Below are 10,566 nucleotides of genomic sequence, written 5' to 3'. Positions count from 1 at the left end.
TTGGAGCGTCATGGAAGCATTTGTCGACCGCTGGGTGAACGGCTTCGCCCCGCTGTACGAGAACTCCGAACTGTCCGACATCTCGTGGGTCACGACCTCCGTGAGCCCCGCGCTGCAGGGCCTCGTCATCGACGGCACCCTGGCCCGCGGCTCCCGCGTTGTCGACCTGGCCTGCGGCCCGGGTGTGCACGCCAACTTCCTGGCCCGGCACGGCATGCACGTCATCGGCGTGGACCAGTCGGCCGACGCGCTCCGTAAGGCGCGCATCCTGACCGGCTTCTACGGCACCGACGCCACCTTTGTCGAGGGCGACATCCTCGACGTGCCGCTGCCCGACGACTCCGCGGACGTCGTGCACGACTCGTTCGTCTATCACAACGTCCGGCCGGAGGCCCGCTCCCAGTACGCGGCCGAGGTGGCCCGCCTCCTCAAGCCGGGCGGCCTGTTCGTCCTCGTCGGCTTCTCCGACCGGATGACCCCCGGCTCGGGCCCGATCCGCCTGACCTCCGACGACCTGCTGGAGTCGCTGACGCCGCTGTTCTCCGTCGAGGAGCTGCGCCGGTTCCGCAACCTGCCGACCGAGAAACGCCCGGACCAGTGGCACTGGCTCGGCGTCTTCCGCCGCAGGTGAGCGCCGTCACCGGGCCGCTGCTTCCGCTGCACTGGCCCGATGCGTCGGACGAGGTGGCCGCGGACCCCGGCCCGGCGCCGGTCCAGCGGTTCACCGGCCGGACCGTCGTGGTCAGCGGCGGCGGGCGGGGCATCGGGCGGGCGGTGGCCCTGGCGTTCGCCCGGGAAGGCGCCCGGGTCGCGGTGGCCAGCCGCACCACCGCGCAGGTCGACCGGGTGGCGGCCGAGCTGCGCGCCGCCGGCGCCGACGCGGTGTCGCTGACCTGCGACGTGTCGTCGGCCGCGCAGGTGCGGGCCACGGTCCGCGCGGCGGCGGACCGCTGGGGGCCGCCCGACATCCTGGTCAACTGCGCGGGCGTCTTCAGCATGGGGCCGTCCGAGTCCACCGACGAGGCGGACGCCCGCGAGCTGTTCGACACCAACGCGCTCGGGACGCTGCTGATGTGCCAGGAGTTCGGCCGGACCATGCTCGAGCAGAACCACGGGCGGATCGTGAACTTCGCGTCCCTGCTGTCGTTCACCGCCTTCCCGCAACGGGCGGCGTACGCGGCCAGCAAGGGCGCGGTCCTCCAGCTGACCCGGGTGCTCGGGGTCGAATGGGCGTCGCGGGGAGTCCGCGTGAACGCGGTCGCCCCCGGCATGATCCGGATCGAGACGCCCCATCCCGCGATCGCCGCCGGTTCGCTGGACGAGGACGAGATCGTCCGGCGGATCCCGATGGGCCGGCGCGGGCGGCCGGAGGACGTCACCGGCGCCGTCCTCTTCCTGGCCTCGGACGAGGCCGCCTACATCACCGGGCAGACACTCGTCGTCGATGGAGGCTGGCTCAGCTATGGCTACCTGTAGGCGCGCACGGGATCGGAGAGCGGCATGACGACGTATCGCCACGCCATCATCGGGTGCGGCCGGGTCGCCCCCAACCACGCCGACGGCTTCGGGCAGGTGCCGGGCTGGGCCGTCGAGGTCGCGTGCGACCGGGACGCCGCGGTGGAGGTCTTCGCCAAGGAACACGGGATCCCCCGCTGGACCCGGGACCTCGCCGACGTGCTGGCCGACGAGACGATCACCTCGGTCTCGGTGGCCGTGGACCACGCCCAGCACGCGGCCGTCGTCCGCTCGGCCCTGAATGCCGGGAAGCACGTCCTGGTGGAGAAGCCCATCTGCCTGGACGTCGCCGAGGCCCGGGAGCTCGTCGCCCTGGCCCGGGCTCGGGGGCTGGTCCTGTCGGTGGTGGCGCAGCACCGGTACGACCCGGTGGTGCTGGCGGTCCGCGAATGGTTCCGCGCCGGCCTGCTCGGTGACCTGGTGTCGGTGTCGGCGGCCCTGCAGGCGCATCGAGCGCCGGAGTACTACCGGGACAGCTACTGGCGCGGGACCTGGGCCGGTGAGGGCGGATCGGCGCTCATCAACCAGGGCTACCACTGCCTGGACGCGGTGCGCTGGATCTGCGGGGATCTGACCGTGCAGGCCGCGGCGGCCACCACGCACGCCCTCGCGGGGGTGATCGAGACCGAGGAGACGATCAGCGGGCTGCTCGCCGCGGGCGACGCGCCGGTGACCCTGTCCGTGACCGTCGCGAGCCCGGTGGCCTGGAAGACCCGCATCGACGTCGTCGGGCAGCGGGGCTCGGTCGCGTTCGACCTCGACCATCCGGGCCGGCTGCTCGGGTGCGACGGACCGGACGCCCTGGTGCAGGCAGCGCAGAAGCATCGCGCCGACTCCCTCGCCGAGGAGCCGCCCGGCGTCGCGTACTACGGCGTCTCGCACCGCCGCCAGATCGCGGACTTCGGCCGGGCCGTCGCCGGGGGAACGCCCATGTTGACGTCCGCGGACGACGCCGTCGGCACGCTCGCAACGGTGCTGTCGCTGTACGACAAGGCCCTTCCCGGCCGGTGATCCGCCCCGGTGCCGGAACATGCGTTCCGGCACCGGGACACCCCTGGACTTTCACGAGGAGACGCTGTGCCCGAAAGACCGACGACGTCGATTGCCGTGTTCTGCGGGGCGCGCCCCGGCGTCGGCCGCCGGTACCTCGACGAGGCGTACACGTTCGGCGAGGCCCTCGGCCGGGCCGGCGCCGCGCTCGTCTACGGCGCCGGCGAAGTGGGTGTGATGGGAGCGGTCGCGGCCGGCGCCCGTGCGGCCGGAGCACCCGTCACCGGCGTCATCCCGGCCCTGCTCTACGAACGTGAGCGGCCGGATCTGCACACCGGCGAGGTCGTGGTGGTGGAGACCATGCACGACCGGAAAGCGGCGATGTACGACCTGGCCGACGGCTTCGCGATCCTGCCCGGTGGCCTCGGGACACTGGACGAGCTGATGGAGGTGCTGACCTGGAATCAGCTCGGCATCCACCGCAAACCCGTGGTGCTGGTGGACGGCGGCGGATTTTTCCAGCCGCTTGTCCTGCTGCTGGACCACCTGCTCGCCGAGGGGTTCATCAGCCCGGTCGACCGGGCCATGGTCGAGGTCACCACGGATCCCGGCGATGCCGTGGCACGCCTGCTCGGGGCCGGCGACCCGCTGGCGCTGACCACCGTCGCCGGATCGGTGTGAACACCGCCGGCGCCCGGCTCAACCGGGCGCCGGCGGCATGGTGTCAGGCCGGGATCCGTTCCGGGTTCGCCGCCGCCAGCTCGCCGGCCAGCCCGGCGAGCCGCAGCGGGCGGGTGAAGTCGGTCGCGGTCAGGCCCGCGAAGCCGGCCCGGTCGAGCCGCTCCAGCACGGCCGGGACGCGCAGCAGCGAACCGCCGGCGGTGACGAAGTTCTGCTCCAGCCCGGCATCGATCTCCTCCCGCACAGCCGCGGCGAGCGCGGCCCTGGCAGCGTGGGCCGTCGCGCTGGGAGCGCCCTCCTGAGAATCCCCGGCATCGCTGCCGGCGGCCGCGGCCCACTGCGCCGGGTCGGCCGGGTCGTGCGGGGCCCGCGGGCAGAGCAGAATGCGGTCGGGGCACACCACCGCGATGCTGGCGCGGACGGCCCCCAGCACGTGGTCGCGCAGCTCCTGCACCCGGGCGCCGTCGGGTGCCACGACGTACGAGACAAGTCGACCGTCGACCACGCAGGTGTGAGCGGACTCGACCGCCGGATGCTCGGCCAGCACGGCGGAGACCCGCTCGGGCACCACCAGGTCGACACCACGCCGTACCCCCGGTGGCGTCACCCGCGGGCCGGGGGCGGGCAGCTCCGCCGCGATACCGGCCGCGATGTCGGCGGCGATGTCGCTCAGCGGAACATCGCCGTCGAGCAGCAGCCGCCGCAGGATCCGCTCCGGACCGGCGAGCAGCACACGCACCTCCCGCGGCCCCAGCACAGCGGAGTTGACGCTCGCGTACATCTCCATCGTCGTGCCGTGGGTGGCCGCCATCAGATAGGCCTCCCCACCCCGGCGGTCCGGGACGGTGAAGAGCTCCTGATCGGGGCGCCACGCGGTCGGCCCACCGGCGTACAGCAGATCCCACAGCTCGTCATCCGTGCGCTGCTGCAGGGCGCTCAGATCCGCCGTGTGGAAGAAGTTGACCGCCGTACCCTCGCCGAACGACACCCCGCGGCGGACCTCCTCGGCGGTCATGATCTCCCGCAGGCCCAGATAGCCCACCCGGTAACGGCTCTGCGCCGTTGGCGTCCGGCTCTTGAGGCGGGCGACGATCTCGGAGAACGGCGGCTGGTCGGACAGGTCGAGCACGATCGGCAGCATGCGGTGGAAGCAGCCCACTGTCTGCCGGTCCGGCACGCCGCGCCCGGCGAAATGCTCCCAGACCGCGGTGCTCGTCGAATCCGACAGGGCGGCCAGCAAGGCGTGCGCGGCGGCCGAGTACACCACGGCCGGCGTCGTCGAGAGCTGACGCGCCGCCAGGATCAGCGCCGGGGCGAGCAGATCGGAGGAGTAGTACGTGCGGTTGTGCCGGTAGACGTCCTCCTCGGCCGGGACGAACAGCCGGTTGGGCAGCAGCCGTACCGCCTCCCGCCAGAACTCGAACGTCGACCGGCTCGCCTCCGTCGCCAGCCACTGCTGCTCGGCCTCGGCCGCGTCCACGGCCTGCCGCGCCGGCACACCCCCGCCGCCGTCGCGCAGCTCGTCCCGCACGATCACCGTGCTCGCCCCGTCGAACAGCGCGTGGTTCACGACCAGCAACAAACGCCGTACGCCCGTGTCGTCGAGCACCGCGACCATCCGGGTGAAGTTTGTGCTCTCCAGGGTGAACGGCGTGGCGGCGAGCTCGCCCGCGGTGGGGGCCTCCGCCGGGCCGTACACCTCGATCGTGACCGGCCCCGGGGCGTGCACGACCTGGACCGGCGTCCCGCCGTCATCGAGGGCGAACGTCGTCCGCAGAGCCTCGTGCCGGGTGAACAGGTCTTCGACCCTGCGCCTGGCCTCCGGGAGGTCCAGGGGCTCCTCGGGGACGAACTCGACGACCACGTTCTCGAGGTAGTCGATTACCAGCTTCCACCACTCCCACTGCTGGCCTCCGCCGAGTGGACCTACCCGCTCCACCGGTCTTCCCACCACTGACCGTCCTCCCGTCGTCGATGGGTGGAGCCTCACACCGGCTCCGGACCGGGACAACGGACTGCCTCTGGCAGGTTGACGCCATGCAGCAACTTCCCGGCGGTGGCGGGCCGGACGGTGTGGAGGAAATCGCGGCATGCGACAGGCTGCTACCGGGAGGTAACACTGGTCGGTAACGTGGCGGCGAGCCCAGACCCGGGGGAGTAGCCGTGACGGCAGCGCAGCCAGCACAGTCCCAAGTCTCGGAGAAGCAGGCACGGCAGGTCGCCGAGGCCGCCCGCGAGACCGAGTGGCGTAAGCCCAGCTTCGGCAAGGAGTTGTTCCTGGGCCGGTTCCGGCTCGATCTGATCGATCCGTGGCCGGTGACCGAGCCGGCGCCCGCGGCCGCCAAGTTCCTCACCGAGCTCGAGAAATACCTCAGCTCCGAGGTGGACGGCGCCCGCATCGAGCGCGAGGCCCGCATCCCGGACGAGGTCTTCCACGGCCTGGCCCGCCTCGGCGCCTTCGGCATGAAGATCGACCGGGAGTACGGCGGGCTCGGCCTGTCCAACCTGCAGTACTGCAAGGCGCTGACGATGATCGGCTCGGTCAGCCCGGCCGCGGGGGCGCTGCTGTCCGCGCACCAGTCGATCGGGGTGCCGCAGCCGCTGAAGATCTTTGGGACGCCCGAGCAGAAGAAGGAGTTCCTGCCCCGGCTCGCGGCCGGCGAGGTCTCGGCGTTCCTGCTGACCGAACCCGACGTCGGATCCGACCCGGCCCGCCTGGCCACGGTGGCCGAGCCGGTCGAGGGCGGGTTCCGGCTCAACGGGGTGAAGCTCTGGGCCACCAACGGCACGGTCGCCACGCTGCTGGTCGTGATGGCCCGGGTGCCCGGCCAGGGCATCACCGCCTTCGTCGTCGAGGGCGATGCGCCGGGCATCACCGTGGAGCGGCGCAACGCGTTCCTGGGCCTGCGCGGGCTGGAGAACAGCGTGACCCGGTTCCACGACGTCTTCGTGCCCGAAGGCAACGTCGTGGGCGGGCTCGGCAAGGGTCTGCGGATCGCGCTGACCACACTGAACACCGGCCGGCTGTCGCTGCCCGCGATGTGCGTCGGCGCCAGCAAGCGGGCGCTGGTGATCGCCCGCGAATGGGCGGCCGAGCGGGTGCAGTGGGGCCGCCCGGTGGGCCGGCACGAGGCGGTGGCGAGCAAGATCGCGTTCATCGCCGCGACCACCTATGCCATGGAGTCGATGCTCGACCTGAGCTGCGCGATCGCCGACGACGACCGCAACGACATCCGGATCGAGGCCGCCCTGGTCAAGCTGTTCGCCAGCGAGATGGCGTGGCAGGCGGCCGACGAGCTGATCCAGATCCGCGGCGGCCGTGGCTATGAGACGGCCGACTCGCTGGCCGCCCGGGGCGAGCGCGGGGCCGAGGCCGAGCAGCTCCTGCGCGATCTGCGGATCAACCGGATCTTCGAGGGCTCGACCGAGATCATGCACCTGCTCATCGCCCGCGAGGCGGTCGACGCGCACCTCTCGGTGGCCGGCGACATCATCGAGCCGGAGGCCGGGCTCGGCCGCAAGGCCCGGGCCGGGGCCCGGGCGGGCGCGTTCTATGCCAAGTGGCTGCCGGCGCTCGCGGTCGGCCGTGGTCAGGCACCCTCGGCGTACGGCGAATTCGGGCTTCTCGCGGGTCATCTGCGCTTCGTCGAGCGCGCCTCGCGCAAGCTGGCCCGGTCCACGTTCTATGCGATGTCGCGCTGGCAGGGAAAGCTGGAGCACAAGCAGGGCTTCCTCGGCCGGGTGGTCGACATCGGGGCTGAGCTGTACGCGATGTCCGCCGCGTGCGTGCGGGCCCGGGCCGAACAGGAGCGACGGCCCGAGGGTGTGGAGCTGGCCGACCTGTTCTGCCGACAGGCCCGGCTGCGGATCGACGCGCTGTTCGCCGCCCTCTGGGCGAACAACGACGCCATCGACGTGCGGGCGGCCCGGCGCGTCCTCGACGGCCGCTACGGGTTCCTGGAGGAGGGCATCGTCGCGCCGCGCGAGGACGATCGGCCGTGGGTCACTGCCTGGGAGCCGGGTCCGTCCACGGCCGAGGACGTCCGTCGCCGCATCCCACCGGACAAGCCGGGCGCCCGGCCCTGAGGACGGGCGCCTTGGACCGGCTCGTCACGTGGTCATGGACGGAGTTCGAGGACGATGTTGACCGGGTTCCCGGTCACCTGACGGAAGCGGCTGAAGCCGGCCTCGGTGGCCAGTTGGTGCACCACGGCCGGGCCGGCCTGGGCGCCCAGTGCCACGCCGCCGGGCTGGGCCAGGGCGGCCGGCGTGCACTGAAAGGTGGAGGCGGCGTAGCTGAGCGCGGCCAGCGGGGCGGCGAGGTTGGTGACGTAGTCGTCGGCCGCGTGCGGCTCCACGACCAGGACCGTGCCGTCGGCGGTCAGCGCCTTGCGGGCGTGAGCCAGCGCGGCGGCCGGGTCGCCCAGATCGTGCAGGGTGTCCAGCAGGCAGATCAGGTCGAAGCCGTCGGTCGGGTAGCTGGTCGCGTCCAGCGTCTCGAAACGGATCCGGTCGGCGAGGCCGGCCTCGGCGGCCCGCTGCCGAGCGACCTCGATGGAGCGGTCGTGGAAGTCGTAGCCGTGGATGCTCGCCTGCGGGTAGGCGCGGGCCAGCAGGATGGCGGCCGCGCCGTGGCCGCAGCCGACGTCGGCGACCCGCCCGCCGGCGGCGAGCCGTTCGGCGACCCCAGGCAGCGCCGGGATCCATTCGGTGGTGAGGTTGGCGGCGTAGCCGGGGCGGAAGAACCGTTCCGTGCCTTCGAAGACCGCCGGGTTCTGCTGGTCCCAGGGAATGCCCCGGCCGGTGCGGAACGCCTCGGTGAGCTGGTCGATGCCGGCGAACCAGCCACGGGTGATGGTGGCGCCGCCGGCCAGGAAGGCGGGCGAGGCGTCGACGGCGAGCACCGCGGCGGCCTCGGCGGGCAGCGTGTACCGCCCGTCGAGCGCGGCGTAGGTGACAAAACCGGCCGCGGTCTGCTGGGACAACCACTCTTTCACGTATCGGGGGGTTGTGCCGGTGCGGCCGGCCAGTTCCGCGGGCGTGGCCGGCCCACCGTCGGCCAGGGCCCGGTACAGCCCGAGCTGGTCACCGACCGCCACCATGGCCGTAGTGGCCGCGCCGACCATGGCGCCGAGCAGGCGGTTCACGTTCTGTTCGATCAGTTCCGGGTTCATCAAAAACCTCGCACAGTGGATGGGTGGGTTCACAACAGTTCGGCCAGCAGGCTCGCGGCGCGCGCGGCGCCGTCGGCGGCGACTGGTTCGTAGGCCGGGGTGGTGCCGATCTCGGCCGCGACGACCTCGGCCAGGTGATCCGGGGTGAGGTCGGCGTAGTCGAGCCGGCGTCCGGCCCCGTAGCGGCGCAATCGGTGCGCCACATGGAAGTTCTGTTCGTAGTGATGGCGTAACGGGATGTAGATGAACGGCCGCCGGGTGGCGGTCAGCTCCATGCAGGTGGTGAGTCCGCCCTGAACGATCGCGAGGTCGGCGGCGGCCAGGTGCTGCTGCAGGTCCGGCACGTAGCCGTGCACCTCGAGCCCCGGCATGGCGGGCAGGGACGCGGGGTCGATGCGCGGCCCGGCGACCACCACCATGCGCAGACCCGGCGTCCGCCGGGCGATGGCCGGGTACGCGTCGAGCACGCGGCGCAGCAGGTGTCCGCCGACGCCCGAACCGCCCACGGTCACCACGCACACCTGCTCGTCGGGGCGGTAGCCGAGCCGCTCACGCAGGGCGGCGCGGTCGGCGTACGGCGTCGGGTCGAACCCGGTGACATATCCGGAGAAGCTGAAGTGGGCCCGCGTCCAGTCGCTGATGTGCGGCAGGTCGGCCCCGAACCGGTCGGGCACGATGTCCTGCGGGTCGCCGACGAAGATCGCCCGGTCCCGCAACCGGGGGAATCGTGCCACGTGCTCGAGCATCTCGGCGTTGTAGTCGGCTGTGAGCAGCGCTTCCCGGCGGCCACCGTCCGGCATCGGCAGGTGACCCACAAAATCGGTCATCCAGGCGTACGGGAAACGCTTGAGATCCGGATTCTCGTAGAGGAAATGATCCACCTCCCAGGCCTCGTCGCCGACGACCAGGTCGTACGCCTCCTCGCGCACGACGTCACGGAAGACCATGAAGTTGGCGACCAGAATCTCGTCCATCCGGCGCAGCGCCTGGAAACAGTGCAGGTCGTGCTCGGCCGCTTCGCTCTCGATGTGCGCCGACTCGCTGGCCAGCCACCGGCCGGCCGGGTGCACCCGCTCGCCGGCCCGCTTGAGGGCCTGGCTGACCGGGTGCTGGGTGAGCCAGTCGATCCGCACGTCCGGCACCTGCCGTCGTAGCTCCCGGACGATCGCCAGGTCGCGGCGGGCGTGACCGAGCCCGATCGGCGAACTGAGATAGAGCACCCGCCGCGGCCGGTTGGTCCACCGGCTCCAGCTCTCCCGGAGCGGGCGCGGCGGTCGCAGGCCTTCGGCGAACTCGTGGATGAGCACGTTGCAGCGCACCGGGTCGCCGGCGACCGGCACATGTCCGGCCCCCTCCAGCACGACCAGCCGCCCGCCGGTGATCTCGGCCAGTTCCTCGCCGACCCGCACCGGGACGATCCGGTCGTCGCTGCCGTGCAGGTGCAGCACGGGACACCGCAGCCGGGCGCTCCAGTCCTTGATGTCGGCCGGGCTGGGCGGAGGTGAGCCGGCCTCGGTCAGCAGCACCTGGGGCGTGGTCCCACCGGCCCACCGGACGCCGTCCTCGATCGCCTTGGTGGAGAACGGCTCGGAGAAGCACTGTCCGAAGAAGAAGGTGGCGAAGTCCTCGTAGTGGTCGAGCCAGTACTGCCGATTCCATTTCGCCCAATGTGCCGGCGGGTCCTGACCGAGTTCAGGCACGGCCGAGCGCGGCAGGACGGGGGCCGGAGCCAGAAACTTCGCTTTGCTGTCGTCGCCGTCCCCGGCTTCGTGCAGCGGCACCGCTCCGGCGATCGAGACGATGCCCAGCACCCGATCGGGATGCTCGGCGGCGAGTTCGAGGGCCCACCGGGCGGCCATCGACAGGGCACACACGACCGCTCGATCGGTGCCGGTCGCGTCCAGCACGCGCAGTGCGTACTCGACCTGGGTGGTGTGGTGGTAGGCCTCCGGCCGCAGCGGTCGATCGGAGTGCCCGTTGCCCGGTCCGTCGTACACCACCACCCGGTGATGCCGGGCCAGGTAGGGAATCTGCATCTTCCAGGTCTGCGCGTCGACGATCGTCCAGCTCGGCATCAGCAGGATGGTGGGCCCGCCGTCGCCGTGCACCTCGTAATGGATCTTCACCTGGCCGTGCTCGATGAAGCCCTCGCTGTCCGCCTCCCGTGCTCGCATGTCACACCCTTCCGCTTCGGCTGTTCGAGCCT

Annotated in this window: 8 protein-coding genes; 5 read left to right on the top strand and 3 right to left on the bottom strand. The window is 72.0% G+C overall.

Translation table 11 applies throughout. The features are described from left to right. Positions 1-10: 10 nt before the first annotated feature. The 4 genes from JIG36_RS33135 to JIG36_RS33120 all read left to right on the top strand — a co-directional run bounded on the left by JIG36_RS33135 (position 11) and on the right by JIG36_RS33120 (position 3,186). The gene (locus JIG36_RS33135) at positions 11-631 is read left to right on the top strand and encodes a class I SAM-dependent methyltransferase (protein ID WP_203380350.1); all 621 of its coding nucleotides are present in this window, start codon (positions 11-13) and stop codon (positions 629-631) included. Beyond that, positions 628-1,476 (top strand): SDR family NAD(P)-dependent oxidoreductase, encoded by an 849-nt coding sequence (locus JIG36_RS33130; RefSeq protein ID WP_203380349.1) that lies wholly within the window; start codon positions 628-630, stop codon positions 1,474-1,476. Before JIG36_RS33135 ends, JIG36_RS33130 begins: the two co-directional genes overlap by 4 nt. 24 nt (positions 1,477-1,500) lie before the next feature. After that, positions 1,501-2,526: a Gfo/Idh/MocA family protein gene (locus JIG36_RS33125; protein WP_203380348.1), complete on the top strand. Its 1,026-nt coding sequence runs from the start codon at positions 1,501-1,503 to the stop codon at positions 2,524-2,526. A 66-nt stretch (positions 2,527-2,592) separates the two neighbouring features. Next, entirely contained in the window at positions 2,593-3,186 is a 594-nt protein-coding gene (locus JIG36_RS33120; RefSeq protein ID WP_203380347.1) for an LOG family protein, read from the top strand. Between the two features lie 43 nt (positions 3,187-3,229). On the opposite strand, the gene JIG36_RS33115 is transcribed toward JIG36_RS33120, so the two are convergent. Next, a complete protein-coding gene (locus JIG36_RS33115; protein ID WP_203380346.1) occupies positions 3,230-5,125 on the bottom strand; it encodes a condensation domain-containing protein in 1,896 nt (631 codons plus the stop codon). Between the two features lie 224 nt (positions 5,126-5,349). On the opposite strand from JIG36_RS33115, the gene JIG36_RS33110 reads away from it, so the two are divergent. Beyond that, positions 5,350-7,272: an acyl-CoA dehydrogenase family protein gene (locus JIG36_RS33110; RefSeq protein WP_203380345.1), complete on the top strand. Its 1,923-nt coding sequence runs from the start codon at positions 5,350-5,352 to the stop codon at positions 7,270-7,272. Between the two features lie 32 nt (positions 7,273-7,304). Here the strand turns inward: JIG36_RS33110 and JIG36_RS33105 are convergent, their stop codons facing one another. Both JIG36_RS33105 and JIG36_RS33100 read right to left on the bottom strand, forming a co-directional pair. Further along, positions 7,305-8,360, bottom strand: a complete 1,056-nt coding sequence (locus JIG36_RS33105) for an SAM-dependent methyltransferase (RefSeq protein ID WP_203380344.1) — start codon at positions 8,358-8,360, stop codon at positions 7,305-7,307. Positions 8,361-8,389: 29 nt separating this feature from the next. After that, positions 8,390-10,534, bottom strand: a complete 2,145-nt coding sequence (locus JIG36_RS33100) for an alpha/beta hydrolase (RefSeq protein ID WP_203380343.1) — start codon at positions 10,532-10,534, stop codon at positions 8,390-8,392. Positions 10,535-10,566 lie beyond the last annotated feature (32 nt).

Source organism: Paractinoplanes ovalisporus, from assembly GCF_016834655.1.
Classification (GTDB): Bacteria; Actinomycetota; Actinomycetes; order Mycobacteriales; family Micromonosporaceae; genus Actinoplanes; species Actinoplanes ovalisporus.
The sequence above is the reverse complement of the archived record's forward strand: the minus strand, read 5'-3'. Positions and strand labels throughout refer to the sequence as shown.